13 protein-coding genes are annotated in these 18,414 nt (G+C 74.2%); 5 read left to right on the top strand and 8 right to left on the bottom strand.

What is annotated here, in order from left to right; all coding sequences use genetic code 11:
• Positions 1 to 207: 207 nt before the first annotated feature.
• Entirely contained in the window at positions 208 to 2,064 is a 1,857-nt protein-coding gene (asnB, locus tag ACIGG8_RS06090) for an asparagine synthase (glutamine-hydrolyzing) (protein WP_396546060.1), read from the bottom strand.
• A gap of 294 nt (positions 2,065 to 2,358) precedes the next feature.
• Between asnB and ACIGG8_RS06085 the strand changes: the two genes are divergently transcribed.
• Entirely contained in the window at positions 2,359 to 2,634 is a 276-nt protein-coding gene (locus tag ACIGG8_RS06085; RefSeq protein WP_350520144.1) for a hypothetical protein, read from the top strand.
• Positions 2,635 to 2,720: 86 nt separating this feature from the next.
• Positions 2,721 to 4,547 carry a glutamine--fructose-6-phosphate transaminase (isomerizing) gene (glmS, locus tag ACIGG8_RS06080; protein WP_350520143.1) on the top strand — a complete coding sequence of 609 codons (1,827 nt, stop codon included), beginning with the start codon at positions 2,721 to 2,723 and terminating at the stop codon, positions 4,545 to 4,547.
• A gap of 163 nt (positions 4,548 to 4,710) precedes the next feature.
• On the opposite strand, the gene ACIGG8_RS06075 is transcribed toward glmS, so the two are convergent.
• The 4 genes from ACIGG8_RS06075 to ACIGG8_RS06060 form a co-directional block, all read right to left on the bottom strand.
• Entirely contained in the window at positions 4,711 to 5,562 is an 852-nt protein-coding gene (locus tag ACIGG8_RS06075) for a hypothetical protein (RefSeq protein ID WP_396546059.1), read from the bottom strand.
• Complete coding sequence (locus ACIGG8_RS06070) at positions 5,559 to 9,788, bottom strand: NACHT and WD repeat domain-containing protein (protein ID WP_396546058.1); 4,230 nt, start codon at positions 9,786 to 9,788, stop codon at positions 5,559 to 5,561. The genes ACIGG8_RS06075 and ACIGG8_RS06070 overlap by 4 nt, the downstream gene beginning before the upstream one ends.
• A 183-nt stretch (positions 9,789 to 9,971) precedes the next feature.
• Positions 9,972 to 10,883: a glutaminase gene (locus ACIGG8_RS06065; RefSeq protein WP_396546184.1), complete on the bottom strand. Its 912-nt coding sequence runs from the start codon at positions 10,881 to 10,883 to the stop codon at positions 9,972 to 9,974.
• A gap of 290 nt (positions 10,884 to 11,173) precedes the next feature.
• Positions 11,174 to 11,953 (bottom strand): DUF3152 domain-containing protein, encoded by a 780-nt coding sequence (locus ACIGG8_RS06060; RefSeq protein ID WP_396546057.1) that lies wholly within the window; start codon positions 11,951 to 11,953, stop codon positions 11,174 to 11,176.
• 466 nt (positions 11,954 to 12,419) lie between these two features.
• Between ACIGG8_RS06060 and ACIGG8_RS06055 the strand changes: the two genes are divergently transcribed.
• A complete protein-coding gene (locus ACIGG8_RS06055; RefSeq protein WP_396546056.1) occupies positions 12,420 to 12,635 on the top strand; it encodes a heavy-metal-associated domain-containing protein in 216 nt (71 codons plus the stop codon).
• 62 nt (positions 12,636 to 12,697) lie between these two features.
• On the opposite strand, the gene ACIGG8_RS06050 is transcribed toward ACIGG8_RS06055, so the two are convergent.
• A complete protein-coding gene (locus ACIGG8_RS06050; RefSeq protein WP_396546055.1) occupies positions 12,698 to 13,321 on the bottom strand; it encodes a DinB family protein in 624 nt (207 codons plus the stop codon).
• A 100-nt stretch (positions 13,322 to 13,421) separates the two neighbouring features.
• Here ACIGG8_RS06050 and ACIGG8_RS06045 point away from each other — a divergent pair, with 100 nt between their 5' ends.
• Positions 13,422 to 14,471: a helix-turn-helix transcriptional regulator gene (locus tag ACIGG8_RS06045; RefSeq protein WP_396546054.1), complete on the top strand. Its 1,050-nt coding sequence runs from the start codon at positions 13,422 to 13,424 to the stop codon at positions 14,469 to 14,471.
• A gap of 394 nt (positions 14,472 to 14,865) precedes the next feature.
• Here the strand turns inward: ACIGG8_RS06045 and ACIGG8_RS06040 are convergent, their stop codons facing one another.
• Entirely contained in the window at positions 14,866 to 16,200 is a 1,335-nt protein-coding gene (locus tag ACIGG8_RS06040) for a PLP-dependent aminotransferase family protein (protein ID WP_396546053.1), read from the bottom strand.
• Between the two features lie 164 nt (positions 16,201 to 16,364).
• Here ACIGG8_RS06040 and ACIGG8_RS06035 point away from each other — a divergent pair, with 164 nt between their 5' ends.
• A complete protein-coding gene (locus ACIGG8_RS06035) occupies positions 16,365 to 17,141 on the top strand; it encodes an enoyl-CoA hydratase-related protein (RefSeq protein ID WP_396546052.1) in 777 nt (258 codons plus the stop codon).
• Between the two features lie 279 nt (positions 17,142 to 17,420).
• Here ACIGG8_RS06035 and ACIGG8_RS06030 read toward each other — a convergent pair whose 3' ends face one another.
• Positions 17,421 to 18,344 carry a LysR family transcriptional regulator gene (locus ACIGG8_RS06030; protein WP_396546051.1) on the bottom strand — a complete coding sequence of 308 codons (924 nt, stop codon included), beginning with the start codon at positions 18,342 to 18,344 and terminating at the stop codon, positions 17,421 to 17,423.
• Between the last annotated feature and the right edge of the window lie 70 nt (positions 18,345 to 18,414).

Raw genomic sequence — 18,414 nt, 5'->3', positions numbered from 1 at the left:
CGGCGGATCGAGGTGAACGGTTCGCTCCCATCCTGACGGCACGGGGGCGGGAATCCGTGATTTCGCCCGCCATTCGGGAGATGTCGGCGACGCTACCGCACCGTGCGACGCCCGGGCTCGCCGGGATGGTTCCCGGAGATCACCCGGACGGCGCAGCGGCCGGGCAGCCGGCCCGACGCGCCGGGCGGGCGCGCTGGTGCCGGTGCGTCAGAGCTCCAGGGTGACCTGGTACTCCGTCAGCCAGGCGTCCAGGTCCAGCGCGAGGTCGACGCCCAGCCGGACGGACTGCGGGTCGGTCTCCGGGGCGAGCGCGTCGGCGAGGCGCCGCGGGTCGAGCAGGTCGAGCGCCGGGGACTTCCGCTCGACGGCCAGTCGGGTGAGCTCGGCGCGCAGCTGGGCCGGGTAGTGCGGGTCGCTGGTCACCGGGTACGGGCTCTTCGCCCGGTCGGCGATCGCCGCGGGCAGGAGGTCCCGGACGGCGGCGCGGAGCAGGCTCTTCTCCCGTCCGTCGAAGCACTTCATCGCCCACGGCGTGTTGAAGACGTACTGGACCAGTCGGTGGTCGCAGAACGGCACCCGTACCTCCAGGCCGTTGGCCATGCTCATCCGGTCCTTGCGGTCGAGCAGGATCCGCACGAAGCGGGTCAGGTTGAGGTAGGAGATCTCGCGCATCCGCCGTTCCAGCGGGTCGGCCGCGGGCAGGTGCGGGACCTCGGCGATCGCCTCGCGGTAGCGGGCCCGGCGGTACCCGTCCAGGTCGAGCTTGCGCAGCAGCTCGGCGTCGAGCAGCTGTTCGCGCGGGCCGGAGCCCAGGCCGGCGATGTGGGTGAGGCCGGCGGCCCAGGGGAAGTCCTCGGCGGCGACGGTCCGCGGGTCGTGGAACCAGCGGTACCCGCCGAAGAGCTCGTCCGCGGACTCGCCGGACAGTGCGACGGTGGAGTGCCGGCGCACGCCGCGGAAGAGCAGCAGCAGCGAGACGTCCATGTCGCCGACGCCGCCCGGCAGGTCGCGGGCGCGCAGCGCGGCGGAGCGCCGGGCGAGGTCGGTCAGCTCGGCGGCGTCCAGCTCGATCACGCTGTGGTCGGCTCCGACGTGGTCGGCGAGCAGCCGGGCGAACGGGCCGTCCGGGGTCTGCCGGACCTCACTGGCGTGGAACTCGCCCTGGCCGGTGAAGCCCACGGAGAAGGAGCGCACCGGGCCGGCCCCGGCCGCGCGCAGCGTCCGGGCGGCGAGGGCGGTGATGGCGCTGGAGTCGAGGCCGCCGGAGAGCAGTGAGCAGAGCGGGACGTCGGCGTCGAGCTGGCGGTGCACGATGTCGTCCAGCAGGGCCCGGACGGTGGCGACGGTGTTCTCCAGGCCGTCGCGGTGCTCGCGCGCCTCCAGCGCCCAGTATCGGTGGACCGAGACGCCCTCCCGGCGCACCCGGACGACGTGGCCGGGCCGGACCTCGCGGATGTCGCGGTACGGCGTCAGGCCGGGGGTGCGGGTGTGGCCGAGCAGTTCCCGCAGTCCGTCCAGGTCGACCACCGGGCGGACGGCGGGGTGGGCGAGCAGCGCCTTGGGCTCGGCGCCGAAGACCACGCCGTCGGGGGTGGGGTGGTAGTGCAGCGGTTTGACGCCCATCCGGTCGCGGACCAGCAGCAGCTCCTCGCGCCGGGCGTCCCAGACGGCGAAGGCGAACATGCCGTTGAGTCGCTCGGCGAGCCCCGCGCCCCACTCCAGGTAGGCGTGCAGCACGACCTCGGTGTCGCTGCGGGTGCGGAAGCGGTGGCCGGCCGCCTCCAGCTCCGCGCGCAGCTCGCGGTGGTTGTAGACCTCGCCGCTGTAGGTGAGCGCGGCCAGCAGCCGGCCGTCCTGCTCGACCGTCATCGGCTGGGTGCCGCCCTCGATGTCGATCACCGCGAGGCGGCGGTGGCCGATCGCGGCGTGCGGTTCGAGGAGGACGCCGCCCGCGTCCGGGCCGCGGCAGAGCTGGGTGGCCGTCATCGCGTCGAGGACGTGCCGGGCCCTCGGTTCGGCGGTGAGGTCGCGGTCGAAGGCGACCCATCCGGTGATCCCGCACATCAGCAAGCCTCCGGTCTTCCGCTTCGTGTTCAGGGGATCACGCTACGTGTGGAGCCGGTGGCGCTTCAAGGGTTCGGCGGAAGACGAACGAACGGGGAGCGGGTGATCGCCGGGGGTGTCGCCGGGGTGTCGCCGGGGGGCGTCGAGGGTGCGCGCGGGGGTGGGTGTGGGGAGGGTGGCGGGGGTGCTGTGGGGGTGCTGCGGGGGTGAGACTGGGCCGATAGCCGTCATCCCTGCCCGATTTCGGGCAGGATCTTTGGCTTCGACGGGCGGTGCGACCTAGGCTGCTCACTCGTGCCGAGCTCATCCCACCCTCATGAAGACCTTCTCGCCCACCTGACCCGGACCAGCCCGCTCGGGCCCGGGGAGGCGGCGCGGGTCGTGGCGGAGGTGCTGGCGTACTTCTCCGAGAGCACCGAGGAGTACGTGCGCCGACGCCACACCGAGCTGCAGGCACGCGGTCTGACCAACGAGCGGATCTTCGCCCGCCTCGCCGAGGAGCTCCCGCAGCGCCGCGTCGCGGCGCCGGAGCTCTCGGCCCGCCAGCTGCGGCGGATCGTCTACGGCTGAGCGCGGACCGCCCACGGCCGGGCGACGCCGCCCATGGCCGGGCGACGCCGCCCACGCCCCCGTCACTACCAACGAGGAGTCCACGCATGTGCGGAATCGTGGCCTACATCGGCCCCAAGGACGCGACCCCCTTCCTGCTGGAGGGACTGGCCCGGCTGGAGTACCGCGGCTACGACTCGGCGGGCGTCGCCGTCACCGGGCGCACCGGCGGCATCAAGCTGCGCAAGGTGAAGGGCCGGGTCGCCGACCTCGCCGCCGCCGTACCGGCCCGGTTCAAGGGCACCACCGGCATCGGCCACACCCGCTGGGCCACCCACGGCGTGCCCAGCGACGCCAACGCGCACCCGCACCTGGACAACGCCGAGCGCATCGCCGTCGTCCACAACGGCATCATCGAGAACGCCGACGAACTGCGCGCCAAGCTGACCGCCGACGGCGCCGTGTTCCGCTCCGAGACCGACACCGAGGTGCTGTCCCACCTGATCGCCGCCCACCTCACCGAGGGCGTCGAACTGGAGGACGCGGTGCGCGCCGCGCTCGGCCGGGTGGTCGGCACGTACGGCATCGCGGTGCTCGACGCCGACCAGCCCGACCGGATCGTGGTCGCCCGCAACGGCAGCCCGATCGTGCTGGGCATCGGCGAGAAGGAGATGTTCGCCGCCTCCGACGTCTCCGCGCTGGTCCGCTACACCCGCCAGGTCGTCCACCTGGAGGACGGCGAGCTGGCCACCGTCCGGGCCGACGGCTTCCGCACCTTCACCGCGGACGCCCGCACCACCCACCGTCAGCCGTCCACCGTGGACTGGGAGATCGACTCCTTCGACACCGCCGGCTACGAGCACTACCTGCTCAAGGAGATCCACGAGCAGCCCGGCTCGGTCGAGCGCACGCTGAGCGGCCGGCTCGACGAGCGCTTCGCCACCGCCCACCTCGGCGGCCTCAACCTGGACGCCCGGGAGCTGCGCGAGATCCGCCGGGTCAAGATCCTCGGCTGCGGATCCGCCTACTACGCGGGCGAGATGGGCGCGCAGCTGATCGAGGAGCTGTCCCGGATCCCCGCGCACAGCGAGCCGGCCTCGGAGTTCCGCTACCGCAACCCGGTGATCGAGGCGGACACCCTGTACGTCGCGGTCAGCCAGTCCGGCGAGACGTACGACACGCTGGCCGCCGTCCAGGAGATCAAGCGCAAGGGCGGCCGGGTGCTCGGCGTCGTCAACACCGTGGGCAGCGCGATCGCCCGCGAGTGCGACGGCGGCATCTACCTGCACGCCGGGCCGGAGGTCTCGGTCGCCTCCACCAAGGCGTTCACCTCCACCGTGGTCGCCTTCGCGCTGCTGGCCCTGCACTTCGGCCGCATCCACGACCTCTCGCCCGCCGACGGCCGCCGGATCGTCTCGGCCCTGCAGGCGCTGCCGGACCAGATCCGCGAGGTGCTGGAGCAGAGCGAGTCGATCGCCGAACTCGCCGCCGAGTACGCCGAGTCCGCGGGCATGATGTTCATCGGCCGGGTGCGCGGCTACCCGGTGGCCCGGGAGGGCGCGCAGAAGCTCAAGGAGATCTCCTACGTGCACGCCGAGGCCTACCCGGCGAGCGAGCTGAAGCACGGCCCGTTGGCGCTGATCAGCCCCGAACTGCCCACCGTGGCCCTCGTCCCGGACGACGAGCTTCTGGAGAAGAACCTCACCACGCTGGGCGAGATCAAGGCCCGGTCGGGGCGCGTCATCGCCGTCGCGCACCGCCGCCCGGAGGAGAAGCTCGCGGACCACTGCATCCTGGTGCCCAAGAGCGAGCCCGAGCTGGACCCGCTGCTGCTCAACATCCCGCTGCAGCTGCTCGCCTACCACGCCGCCGTCGCCCTCGGCCGCGACGTGGACAGGCCGCGCAACCTGGCGAAGAGCGTGACGGTGGAGTAGCCGTCACGGTCGGCGCCGTCATTGCAGTCGGCGCCGTCGTGGCAGCCGGCGCAGTCGGCGCGTGAAGTCGTCGGGCCCCGGTCGCTGTGCGGACGACCGGGGCCCGTCCGGTTCCGGGGGTGTTCGCGCTCAGAGGTGCCCGCGGTTCAGAGGTGCCCGCGGTTCAGAGGTGCTCGCGCACGGCTGCCGCCACCGCTGCGGAGCGCAGGTAGCGGGCCGCGGTGTGGAAGTCGAACAGCGCGATGCTCTCGGTGAGGTCCCGGTCGACCTCCGGGAAGCGACGGGTCAGCGGACGGGGGACGGCCACCGGGTCGCCGTGGTCGCTGATGTTGACCCAGCGGCGCACACCCGGCGGGCGCCGCCCGATGCCGTCCTCGGGGGCGGGCGACAGCCGGTGGAAGACACCGTGGGGCAGGGCCAGCGGGGACCCGAGCGTCAGCAGCAGGTCGACCTCGATCTCGGGGTGGGCGTGCAGCGCCTCGTAGGTGACGACGCTGCCGAGGGAGTGCGCGATCACGATCCGCGCCTTGCGGCCGGCGATGGCGTCGGCCACGCCCTCCCGGGCGGCTTCGCGGGCCCCGGCGCCGCCGAGGTAGCGGGCGACGTCGCGGAACAGCGCCGCGACGAAGGCCCGGGTCAGTCTGCCGTCCAGGCTCAGGTGCTCGGCGACCATGCCGGCGAGGTGGCGCAGCGGTACGGTCAGCCGTCCCTGCGCCGTCGCCTGCGGGAGGCCGAGGGCCTCGGCCCAGTCGGCGGCCAGGGCCGCGGCGGCGGGGTCCTCCCGCTCCAGGCGGTCGAGGGCGGCGTCCTCGTCCCCGCCGCCCTGGGCGGTCGGCCGGTCCGCGTGCAGGTGGTGGGCGTAGTAGGCGTAGGTGAGGTCGATGTGCTCGGGGGAGAGGGCGAGGCCCCGGGCGAGGTCCTCCGCCCAGCGGCGGGAGCGGGCGGTGACGACGTCCTGCGGGGCGTGGTCGGGGGCGTGGTGGCCCACGCCGTGGACGGCGACGATCGGGGTCACGGGGTACCTCCTGGGGTTGGCGGGGTCGGGCGCAGGACGGGGCCGTTCGGGTCGAGGTCGAGGCGGATGACGTCCGGGCCCATGCCGACGAAGACACCGCCGTCCGGGCCGACGGCGACGGCGAAGATGCTGTCCGGGAACCAGAGCCGGTGGAGCTGGGTGCCGGTGGTCAGGTCCCAGAGGCGCAGCGTGCGGTCGAAGCCGCCGGTCAGGGCGCAGGGGCGGCCGTCGAGGACGGCGGGGGCGACGGCGAAGACGGCCTCGGTGTGGCCGAGGAGTTCACGGCGGTGGGTGCCGTCGAGGTCGGTGAGGTGGACGCTGCCGTCCTCGTGGCCGCTGAGGACGTGGGGACGGCCGTCGACGGTGCACACCGCGAGCGCGTGGACGTCCCAAGCGGCGTTCTGGAACACGCGCTCCGGCCGGGTCCGGCGGCCCGGGGCCACCTTCCAGACGACCCCGCGCCGGTCCCCGACGAGCACGGTGCCGCCCACGGTCGTGAGGCTCGTGACCTCGGCCGAGGCCCGCATGAGGCGGGTGATGCCGGGCCGGTCGTGGCGGTGGAGCCACACGTGGCCGTCCTCGTCGCCGGTGACCGCGTGCCGGGATCCCCCACCGAGGGAGAGCGCGGCGATCGCGGTGTTCGACCTGGGCTGGGCCGGTGAGAGCCAGAGGTTCCTGCCGTCCGGATCGACGCCGAGGACTCCATGGGCCTGACCGGCCACCAGGACGAGCGTTCCGTCGGAGCCGGGACTCACCGCGATGCTGTTCGGCCAGGCTCCGGTGAGGACGAAGAACCGGTCGCGGTCGTCGGCGCGCTGCGCATCGATCACGCCGATCTCGCCCTCGCGGCTGGCCGACACCAGACGGCCGTCCGGCAGCACCGCCAGCGCGGTGACCGCGTGCCGGTGGCCCCGGCGCTGGCGCAGCGCGAACTCGCCGTCCGGGTTCCAGATCCGGACGGTACCGCCCTCGCCGGCCGTGAGGAGGCACCAACGGCCGTCCACGGTGGCGTCGGTGACTGCGGTGATCGCCGTGGTGTGGGTCGCGACCATCCGCCAGCGCTCCTTGGCCGCGCCGTACACGAAGACGTGGTCGACGTGCGCCATCCGGACGGTGCCGTCGTTGCTCCCGGTGAGGAGCCGGCGGTTCGGAGCGCCGCCGTGTCGGCGCGTCGCGGAGAGCACGGTGATCTCACCCGCGTGCCCGGACTCCCTGCTCCTCGGCCGGACGGTGCGTCCGAACAGGCTCACGGCTCCGGACTCGTGGGCCGTGGCGACGTCCGGTCCGTCCTCGTCCAGGGCGGCGGCCGCGGTGACCGGATCCTCCCGGCCGTCGACGTGGCGGACCGCGATCCGCGTGCCGTCCGCGTCCCAGGCCGTGACGCCTCCGTTCTCCTGGTGGACGAGAACACCGGTGTCCCGGTACCGCGCGAGCCGCCGAACGGTGCCGCCGTACCTGGGCAGCGCGACGGTGGCGAGCGCGTGCCCGGTCTCCGCGTCCCAGTGGCGGAGCCGTTCGTCCTCCCCGGCGCTGACGACCCGTGGTACGCCGTCGACCGACAGCGTGACGACCGCCCAGACCGGGCCGTTGTGCGCTTCGGCGGTCCACAGCGGGCGACCACTGGTCAGGTCCCAGCCGTGCAGCCTGCCGTTGTCGTCGCCGGTGACGGCGATCGGCCCGCCGGGCAGCTCGGCCGCGGCCACGCAGCCCACCGCGGCGCCGTGGTCGGGAAGTTGGAGCACGGTGGTGGCCGTTCGCAGGTCCCAGAGGCGGGCCGTTCCGTCCTGGCCCGCGGTGAGCGCGTGGGCCCGGCCGTTGATCTCCAGGGTGGTCAGGTCCCAGATCTTGCCCCGGTGCCCGATCAGGGTGGTGAGCAGCCGGGTGGCCAACGGACGTCCGGCCGTCCAGGTGACGGTCCACGGACCGTCGGCGGACAGCGCGGCGGACAGTTCACCCAGCTGGTAGCGGGCGGCGTCGAGGGCGAGGATCTGGCGGCGTTCGTCCGGGGCGGCGGCGCTGTGGGCGCCGAGGGAGGCGCGGTAGACGACGCCGTGGGGGTGCTGTTCACCGCTGTGGTACAGCTCGGCCGACAGGGCCGCCGGATCGGCGTGGACGAGGAACTCCGGATCGTCCAGCAACTCGGCGAGCGCGCCCGCGTCGGCGGCGTGGCGGGCGGCGTGCCGGAGCAGGTAGTGCTCGGCGGTGGCCCACTGCGCGGGGCGGTCGGGGACGGGCCGGACATCGGCGAGCAGGCGGTCCCAGAGCGTCCGGGCGTCCAGGTCGGGGCGGGCGCGCAGCCGGTCGGCGAGGCCCTGGTGGAAGATCCGGTACAGCGGGGTGCCGTCCCCGTCGGGGGAGCGGCGCAGGTAGAAGCGGGCGGTGTCCAGGAGCGCGTCGGTCGCGTCGGTGTCGGCCACCACGCCCACCAGGCGTTCGGGCATGCCGGTGCCCTCGGCCCGGGCGAGGGCGGTCAGCACCGACCGCAGGCGCTGGTCCGGCTGGTGGCCGAGGTCCAGGTCGAGGATCGCGTCGAGGGTGCGGGGGACGGCCCGGCCCAGCGCCTCCGCATCGGCCGGGGTCTGCAGGGGCGGTCGCTGCTCCAGTAGATACCGGGTGTAGAGGCCGGCGACCAGGAACTCGCCCCACTCCGGCTCCGCCGACACCAGGGTGTCGGCGACGGTGCGGGCCAGCCGGTCGACCAGGCCGCGTTCGTGGGCGTCGTACGGCTCCGCGCGGCCCAGCAGGTCGGCGACGAAGTCGGCCAGCTCCTCCCGCAGGCGGTCCCCGGGCACCTCGCCGAGGTCGAGCAGGCCGTCCTGGCCGCGGGCGGTGTCGAGGAGCAGCTTCAGCCCGGGCTCCGGGCGGGTCGCGACCAGCACCCGGCACAGCGGTGAACCGTCCGTCCGACGGCGGGAGATGAGTGGCGACAGCAGTGCGGTGAGCAGGTCGGCGGGATGCTCGGCCTCGTCGAGCGCGTCGAGCAGCAGCACCGGCGCGGTCGGCCGGGCGCGCAGGGCGTCGATCAGTCGATCGGCCGTCCAGTGGCTGCTGCTGCCGCTGCTGCCGCTGTTGCCCGGCGGCAGGGGCAGCTCCCACTGGGCGGCGAGCGACGCCACGACGGCGGCCAGGCGGCGTCGGCGGGCGTGGACCACGGCCAGGCCGGGGACCTTCCGCGGCGCCGACCTCCGCAGGGTGCCCCAGACGTGCTGGGTGGGCGTGCGCAGCGCGGGGTGCGCCGCGCAGGCGAGCATGCCCAGCAGGGCGGACTTCCCCACGCCGGGCTTGCCGGTGACGACCTGCAGCGCCGGGCCCTGCCCGTCGAGCCAGCCGCAGAGCCGGTTCAGCTCCTCGGTGCGGCCGGTGAAGGAAGTCAATCCCTGTGTGCCGTAGGCCTGTTGGTGGCCGAGCGCGCGGCTGACGAAGTGTCCGGCGTCGGCGGTCTCGTCGAGCAGGGCGGCCAGCTCGGGGTGCGTCCCGCCGCCGCCGGCGCGGTGGCGGGGATTGCGGAAGAACCGCAGGTGGCCGAGGTCGGCGCCGAGCGCCGCCAGCGGGCGCTCGATCCGCTGCTCCGGCCCGCCCCGGCCGAGCTCCTCGACCCGGCGGGCGAGTTCGCGGCAGAAACGGTCGATCGGGATGTACTCCAGGGACTCGTCCAGCGGCAGCGTCCCGTCCGCGAACCCGCCGAGCACCTCGGCCACGGCGGAGCTCAGCCGGCCGTCGTACGCCGGGTCCTCGGGGAGGCTCGCGGCGACCACCCAGACCCGGCGCAGCTCCGGCCGCACCAGCCGCTCGAAGTGGCCCCACACGACCCGGCCGGAGTAGCAGAGGTCGAGGAGGAGCAGGACGGTCGGGCCGTCCTCGCCCGCCCGGGACTCCACGCCGGTGATCCAGGTGGACAGCTCGTCCGTGAGCAGCCCGTCGCCGCCGACCACATGGAGGCCGTTGGTGATCCGGTCGGACGGCTTCCCGTGCGCGAGGAGGTGGACGACCACGAAGCCCGGCCCGCTGTGCAGCGCGGCCCGCACCGCCTCCGACAGGGCCGCCGCGGTGGCGGCCGGATCGGCCGTGGTCTCCACCGGCGTGTAGCGGTACCGCTCGGTCAGGATGCCGCGCAGCCGCTCGGCGCGGTCCGGCGCGTAGGCGAGCCGCGGCCACGCGGGCGGCACCTCGTCCGCCGGATCGCCCGCCTCGCCCTCGACCCCCACCACGAGCGCACGGTGCTGCACCGGCCGTCCCCCAACTCGCCGCCTGTGTGCCCGGTCCTGCGGGCGTGATCCGGAGTCAGGTTACCGAGCGGGGAGATCGGCGGGGTGCGTGGGCCTGCCAGTTGAACGAGCGGGAGGGTCGGCGGGGTGCGGTGGGCCGGTCCGACGACCGGGCGGGGAGATCGGCGGGGTACGGCGGGCCGGTCAGAAGACCGAGCAGCCGGACAGGGTGGTCAGGGTGTCCAGGGCGGTGACCGCGGCGACCGAGTTGCCGGCCTGGTCGAGGCGCGGGCCCCAGGCGCAGACGGCCGCGCGACCGGGGAGTATGGCGAGGATGCCGCCGCCGACGCCGCTCTTGCCGGGAAGGCCGACGCGGAAGGCGAACTCGCCGGCGGCGTCGTAGGTGCCGCAGGTCAGCAGGACCGCGTTGATCCGCTTGGCCTCGCTGCGGGACATCAGGTGGGTGCCGTCGGCGCGCACCCCGTAGCGGGCGAGGAAGGAGCCGGCCAGGACCAGGTCCCGGCAGCTCGTCGTGAGGGCGCAGTGGCCGTAGTAGTGCTCCAGGACGGTCTCGACCGGGTTCTCCAGGTTGCCGTGGCTGGCGATGAAGTGGGCCAGCGCGGCGTTGCGGTGGCCGTGCTCGGCCTCGGAGGCGGCGACCACCGGGTCGGTGTCGAGCTCCTGGTTGCCGGACTCGCGGCGCAGGAACTCCCGTACCGCGCCGGATGCGTCGCCGGTCATGGTCTGCAGGCGGTCGGTCACCACCAGGGCGCCCGCGTTGATGAACGGATTGCGCGGGATGCCGTGCTCGGTCTCCAGCTGCACCAGGGAGTTGAAGGGGTTGCCGGACGGCTCGCGGCCGACGCCCCGCCAGAGCGTGTCACCGCCGTAGGCGACCGCGAGCGCCAGGGTGAACAGCTTGGACACGCTCTGGACGGAGAACGGCTGCTCCCAGTCCCCGACGCCGTGCAGCTCCCCGTCGACGGTGGCGACGGCCATGCCGAAGGACTCCGGGTCGGCGGTGGCGAGGGCCGGGATGTAGTCGGCGACCCTGCCCCGGCCGCGGGTCGCCCGGGCGGCCGTCTCCGCGGCCGCCAGCAGCACCGGCCAGTCCAGGTTCTCCCCGCCGGGCACACCGTTCACCGTTCGTCCTCCACGTTCTGCCGCGTTCTGCGATGCTCTGCCACGTTCACCAGCCGTCGGAGCCGCCGCGTCGGTACGGACGCGGTCTCCGGGCTGGGCTGCGCTCGGGACGGTGTCCTGCTCAGTGCGGGCGGCCCGCTCGCGGCGGACCGCGGCTCGGACCGGGCGCGCGCGGTGGGGGCGGCGTCCGGTCCGACCAGGATTATCCGTGTTCCGGGAGGACGGTTTCGGCAGGGGGTGGGGGGTCGCGCCGCCGGGACGGGCTACGGGGCGTTGGTGGGGGCCAGGACGGGCGGGCCGGTGAGCAGGGTGCCGGCGTCGGAGTAGGGCCAGCCGTTGGGGACGCAGCCGTGCAGCCCCTTGATCTGCTGCATCATCACCGGTGCCGGCTCGCCCGGCCCCGGGCAGTCGACGTGGCCGTTGCCGAGGATGTGGCCGACCTCGTGGTTGATCGCGAGCGCGTGGTAGAGCTCGGGCTTGCCCTGGTAGAACTCGGACAGCTCGGTCCAGCGCTTGAGGTTGACGACCACCTGGTGGGTCACGCCGCAGTTCACCCAGCCGCCGGTGTCCAGCCCGTACTGGCCGCAGATCCGGTCGGTGGACTTCGGGGTGGCCAGGTAGACCGTGAAGTCCACCGGGTCGGCGGGCATCCGCTGGAAGGAGGCCGTGCCGCCGGCAGCCCAGCCGTGCCGGACGTCACCGAGGACCGCGTCCACCTCGGCGGCGAACTGCTCAGGGCTCTCCGCGATCCCGTTCTCCACCCGCACCTTGTACCGGTACAAGTGCTCGCCGGTACCGAAGCGGGCGGAGCCGCCGGGCGCGGTGGTGAACGCGAGCGGGGCCGGCCCGCGCTTCCGGTCGCTCCACGGCTGCCACCACAGCAGGCCGGCCGTCACCGCGGCCACCAGGGCGAGGGCGAGCGCGCCGTGCCAGGGCTTGCGGGGGCGCAGCCGGCGCAGGCTCGGGCGGCGGGGCCTCGGGGGTCGGGGGCCCGGGCGGCGGAAGCCGGGGCGGCGGGAGTTCGGCTCGGCCGGGGTGCTCAACGGCTGCTCCCGGCGTGCGGGGCCGCCGTGTGGGACGGCGGGCGTACGGCGGTGGCTTCCGGTCGGTCGGGTATCGGGGCCAGTGTGGACATGGTGGAACGGCTCCAGTGCGGGGACCGGCACGGCCTGGTCGGTACGGGTGGCACGTGTTCGGGTCGTGCGTGTTCGGGTTGTGAGTGCGTTCGGGTCGTGCTTCTTCGGGTTGTGCGTGTTCGGGTCGTTCGTGTTCGGGTGTTCGGGTCGTGCGTGTTCGGGTCGTGCGTGTTCGGGTCGTATTGGGAGGAACGGGCAGGGGAGGGGCGGTGGTTCAGGGCCCTGTCGGATGTACGTCCCGGTCGGTTCCCGGAACCGCTCGATGGTGTCACCCGTGCGGCGTGTCCCTGGGACCGGGCCCCGGATTCGGGTGTGGTGGGCGGGTCGATCCGTTCCACCGGTCCGTCACGGGTACGTCTTGGGAGGCGCCGTCATGTCCACCACCGCTGTTTTCGCCGTCGAAGGGATGAGCTGCGGCCACTGCGAGAGGACGGTCAGCGCCGGGCTCTCCGAGCTGCCGGGCGTCACCGACGTCGTCGCCGACGCGCCCAACGGGCGGGTCACCGTGGCCTCCGCGCAGCCGTTGGACGAGGACGTGGTCCGCGGCGCGGTCGACGGGGCCGGGTTCACCCTGGTCGGGCCGGCCTGACGGCGGGTTCGCACGGAGCGGGGTCCGTCGGTCGCGACCGACGGACCCCGCCGACGTCCGGCTCAGCCCATCGTCTTCGCGCCGTCCAGGGCTTCGCGGATGATGTCGGCGTGCCCCGCGTGCTGGGAGGTCTCGGCGATGATGTGCAGCAGCACCCGGCGGGCCGACCACGAGGCGTCCGCCTGGAACCAGGGGGCCTTCGGCAGCGGGTGGGCGACATCCAGGTCGGGGAGGGTGACCACCAGCTCGTCAGTCCGGCGCGCCACCTCCTCGTAGGCGGCCAGGACGTCGGCCAGGGTCTCCCCGGGCAGCATGCGGTACTCGTCGGCCCGGCGGGCGATGTCCTCCGCGGTCCAGGTGGTGAAGTCGGGCATCGCGGACGGGCCCTCCACGATGAAGTCCGCCCACAGCCGCTCCATCGAGGTCACGTGCTTGACCAGGCCGCCCACGCACAGCTCGCTCGCGGTGGTCCGCAGGCCCGCCTGCTCGTCGGTGAGGTCGCGGGTGGTGAAGCGCAGGAAGTAGCGGTGCTTCGCCAGCGCCTCCAGGAAGTCGGCGCGCTCGCCGGTGACGTTCGCCGGCACGGCGCCGGCGGTGGCGGTGGTGACGCTGCTCGCGGCGTTGGTGGTGGTCGCGGTCGTGGTCTCGGCGGTCGTGCTGGTGGTCGCGTTGGTGGTCGCGGTCATGGTTCTGGCCTTCCGTTCGGTTCCTGCTCCCTCGGACAGGAACAACGTTACGGACCATTGCGGCCACTTCCTGTCCTGAATCCCGGGAAGAATGGGACCCATGGCGAACACCAGCACCCGGACGCTTCGGCTGCTCTCCCTGCTCCAGACCCACCGGTACTGGCCCGGCGATGAACTGGCCGACCGGCTCGGCGTCTCCGTCCGCACCCTGCGCCGGGACATCGACCGCCTGCGCGAACTCGGCTACCCCGTCGAGGCACAGCGCGGCGTCGACGGCGGCTACCAACTGGCGGCCGGCGCGGCACTGCCGCCGCTGGTCATCGACGACGAGGAAGCGGTGGCCCTGGCGGTGGGCCTGCAGGCGGCGGCGGAGAGCCCGGTCGAGGGCGTCGCCGAGGCCTCGGTGCGCGTGCTGGCGAAGGTCGTCCAGGTGATGCCGGCCCGGCTGCGCCGCCGGGTGGAGGCGCTGCGCGCGATGACCGTCCCGGTCGACTGGGGCGCCCACGGGGGCGTGGGCGTCGACCCGGACGTCCTCACGGTGGTGGCGCTCTCCTGCCGGGACGACGAACGGCTGCGGTTCGCGTACACCGCCGCCGACGGGCGCGGTTCGGAGCGGCACGTCGAACCGCACCGGCTGGTCTGCCTCAACCGCCGCTGGTACCTGGTCGCGTACGACCTCGACCGCGCCGACTGGCGCAGCTTCCGCCTCGACCGGCTGGGCGTCCCGCAGGGCAGCGGCGCCCGCTTCGCCCCGCGCACCCTCCCGGCCGCCGACGCGGCGGAGTTCGTCCGTGCGGGCCTCAACGGCGTGCCCCGGCCGCACCGGGTGGAGGCGCTGGTCGGCGCGCCCGCCGACTACGTCCGGGCGCGCGTCGGCCGCTGGGGCACCGTCGAGCCCGTCGCCACCGGCCGCTGCCGGCTGCTGATGACCGCCGACTCCCTGGACTGGCCCGCCATGGCCCTGGGATCACTCGGAGCCGACTTCGAGGTGATCGGCCCACCCGGCCTGCGAACGCTGCTGGAGGACTGGAGCACCCGCTTCAGCCGCGCGGCCGCCATGGCCGCCATGGCCGCCCCGGGGGAGGTGGGGGAGGCGGGGGAGGTGGGGGAGGCCGGGGAGGCCGGGGAGGATGCGGGGCGATCGGAGTAGGAAGTCGGGCGGGCCGACTTCTGGCGCGCCTTCAGGGGCGGGGCGCGCCGCCGTGGTGTTGCCTCGGGGAGAAATATGCAGACCGGTCTACTGATTCTCCCGGTGGAGGCCTGGCGGTTGAGGTGGCCTGCGCAGGAAGTCGGCGTGGTCGACTTCTCATGTGGGGTGGGCGTGGGGGTGGGGCGAATTATGCAGATCGGTCTACTGATTGATGTGGGGTGGGTGGGATGGCGCATAGGAAGTCGGGTGGGCCGACTTCCTGCGCAGATGGTGAAGTTGGGTGGGCGTAGGAATATGCAGATCGGTCTACATATTTTCTGGGGCGGGCCGGGGCCGGGGCCGGGGCCGGGGGCGGAGCGCGCGTGGGAAGTCGGGTGGGCCGACTTTTGGTGGGTCAGGGGGCGATGGTGTCGAGGGTGGTGCGGAGGCGGGTGAGGGCGGTGGGGAGGTCGGCGAGTGGGGGGGTGGCGAGGGCGAGGCGGAGGGCGTTGGGGTGGTGGGCGGTGGTGGCGAACGCATCGGCGGTGGAGATCAGGATGCCCTCGGCCGCGAGCGCGGCGGCCGCGTGGTCGGGGCGCTGGTGCGGTTCGAGGGTGAGCCAGAGGATGTAGGAGCTGGGGTGGGCGGTCGTGGTGACGCCGTCGAGGGCGGCGCGGGCGATGGTCTGGCGAGCCGCGGCGTCCGTCCGGCGCTCCCGTTCCAGCCGGGCCACCGTGCCGTCCGCGAGCCAGCCGGTGGCGAGGGCGGTGATCAGGCCGGGTGCGCCCCAGGCCGCCGTGCGCAGCTGGGTGGTCGCCGGTCGCAGCAGGTGCTCGGGCAGGACGGCGAAGCCGAACCGCAGGCCCGGCGCCACGTTCTTGGACAGTCCGGCCACGTAGCAGGTGCGTTCGGGCGCGAGGGCGTGCAGGGGTGGTGGCGGCGCGGCCTCCAGGAAGGCGTACGTGCCGTCCTCGATCAGCGTGCAGCCGTGTTCGGCGGCGAGGTCGACCAGGCGTTCGCGCCGCTGCCGGTCGAGCACCCAGCCGAGCGGGTTGTGGACGGTCGGCATGGTGTACACCGCGCGTACCGGTCGGGCGTGGCAGAGCCGGTCGAGCGCGTCGAGGTCCGGGCCGGCGGGGGTGACGGGGACGGGCGCCAGGTCGAGCCCGTGCGCGGAGGCGAGCAGCTTGATGCCCGGGTAGCTGAGCGCGTCCACGGCCAGGACGTCCCCGGGGCGGGTGAGGGTGCGCAGGACGCAGTCCAGCGCCTGCTGCGCCCCGCTGGTGACCAGCACGTTCTCCGGTGCCGTGTCGACGCCGCGGTCGAGCAGGTACCCGGCGACGGCCGCCCGGTCGTGCCGGTGGCCGCCCGGGGGGTGCTGGCGCAGCAGGGCTTCGGCGTCGCCCGAGGAGGCGAGGGCTCGCAGGGCCTGCCGCAGCAGGTCGCCCTGGCCGGGGGCGAGCGGCTGGTTGAAGGAGAGGTCCGCCAGCCGCGGCACCGGGAGCGCGCGGGAGGGTTCGAGGCCGTCGTGGCCCGGGCGCAGCCGGACGAAGGTGCCCCGGCCCTGTTCGCCCACCACCATTCCGGCGGAGGCGAGTTCGGCGTAGACCCGGGTGGCGGTGGCGAGGGCGACCCGTCGTTCGCGGGCGAGGGCACGGTGGGTCGGCAGTCGCGTGCCGGCGGGGAGCGCGCCGGAGCGGATGGCCGTCGCGTACTCGTCGACGATGGCCTTGTAGGAGGGCGGTCGCACCGGTCAGCTGCCGTTCCTGGGCGTCATGCGCGTGGACGTGTATCCAGGACAATAACTGGATTGTCATGGGGTGGAGTTCCTAGCCTCGATCCGTCCGGCGGTGGAGCCGGGAAACCGAGCCGGGGAACCGAGCGGGGAAGCCGAGCCGGGAACGGAGCGCGCCCATGACCGTCCGCAGCGAGCGGGACCAGCACGTCGTCACCCTCACCATCGACCGGGAGAAGAAGCTCAACGCCCTCGACCACGCGACGATCGACGCGCTGCTCGCCGAGTTCGACCGGATCGACGCGGACGACACCGTCCGCGCGGTGATCCTCACCGGCGCCGGGCGGCGGGCGTTCAGTGCGGGGGCCGACATCCCGTCCCTGGCGGCCGACATCGCGGGCGGGCCCGAGCGGGCGCTGCGCGAGGTCGTCCGGCGCGGCCACACCCTCACGCGGCGGATCGAGGAGTTCCCCAAGCCGATCATCGTGGCCGTCAACGGCCTTGCGTACGGTGGTGGTTGCGAGATCACCGAGGCGGCCCCGCTGGCCGTCGCCGCCGAGCACGCGACCTTCGCCAAGCCGGAGATCTCGCTCGGCTTTCCGCCGCCCTTCGGTGGTTCGCAGCGGCTGCCTCGTCACGTCGGGCGCAAGCGCGGCCTGGAGATGATCCTGACCGGGGACCCGATCCCGGCCGCCCGGGCCGCCGAGCTGGGCCTGGTCAACTCGGTCGTCCCGGCAGGTGAACTGCTCGACGCGGCCCGGGACCTGGCCGACCGCATCACCCGGCACGCGCCGACGGCGGTGGCCGCCTGCCTCCGGGCGGTGACCCGCGGGATCAACCTCCCGATCGACGAGGGGCTCGCGGTCGAGGCGGCGGCCTTCGCGGCGACCGTGCCGACCGAGGGCGTCCGGGACGGACTGCGGCGTTTCCTGGATCGTTCGTCCGGCTCCCGCTGACGGCGGTTCGGCAGGCGCCGCGCTCCCGGGGTCGCGCTCCCGGGGTCGCGCTCCCGGGGTCGCGCTCCCGGGGTCGCGCTTCCGGGGCCGCCCGGGTCGCCAGGACGAGTGGAAGGCGCCAACGGGCGGGCAATGGAGAGGAATCGGGCGACGTCGGGCAAACCCGGGATCTGCTCGGGCACCGGACGGGGACCTCGCGGGAGAACGTAGGGGCCGGGGGCCGCCGGCGGCGTGCCGGTGGTCGCGGAGCCTGGCGCGCGGGCGGTCGGACAGTGGCGGTCAGACGGTTCCCGGGTGCCGCGCCGGGAGGGCGGGCCCGGCGCCGCAGTGAGCGGCGACCGTGTCGGCGAAGGCGCGGGCCAGGGGGCACAGATTGGCCCAGTCGCGGATGGCCCAGCCGGCGGTGAGGGCGGGCAGGTCGGGGAGCGGGAGCAGCCGCAGGCCGGGGTGGCCGGGTCCCTGCCACTGGGGGAGGGCGGGGACGACGGCGTGGCCGAGGCCGAGTTCGGCGAGCAGGATCGCGGTGTCCCAGTCCGCGACGCTGGTGTCGAAGACCGGTCGGATGCCCGACTTCCCGAGCCAGGCGTCGAGTTGGGAACGGGCGACGGAGTTCTGCGGCAGCCCGATGAGCCGGGCGTCCTGGAGGTCGGCGGGTTCGATGCGGGCCCTGGTGGCGAGCGGGTCGCCCGCGGCGACGGCCAGGACCCACGGCAGGTCGACGACCGGCCGCTGGTCGATGCCGCGGACCGGGGTGCCGAGGGTGATCCAGGCCAGGTCGACCCGTCCGGCGGTGAGCGCCTCCAGACAGCTGCGGCTGGAGACCTCCGTCTGGAACTCCAGGCTGACCTGGGGGAAGCGCCGCCGGAAGGCCACCACGGCCGCCGACATGAAGTGGCGGATACTGGTGGCGCCGGTGGTGATCCGGACGGATCCGCCCTCGCCGCGGGCGAGTTCGGCCACTCGGTGCAGCGCGTGGTCGATGCTGCCGAGGCCGGTGGAGACGGCCGCCTGGAGCAGGCGGCCCGCCTTGGTGGGCACCACCCCGCGCGAGTGGCGCTCGATCAGGGCGAGACCGAGCTCGCGTTCGAGCCGCTTCACGTGCTGGCTGACCGCGGACTGGGTGCAGTGGAGGTCGCGGGCGACGGCGCTGAGCGAGCCGGCCCGGCAGACCGCCGCGAAGACGCGGAGATCGTCGATGGTCACGGGGACCCAAGGTATCGCTTGGAGATGCCCCAGCAAACCGGCGGATTGACTTGGGTGTCCGGCGGGCTCG

The sequence above is a fragment of the Kitasatospora sp. NPDC085464 genome, assembly GCF_044541955.1.
Classification (GTDB): Bacteria; Actinomycetota; Actinomycetes; order Streptomycetales; family Streptomycetaceae; genus Kitasatospora.
Note: the sequence above shows the minus strand (reverse complement) of the source record. Positions and strands in the feature narration are given on the sequence as shown.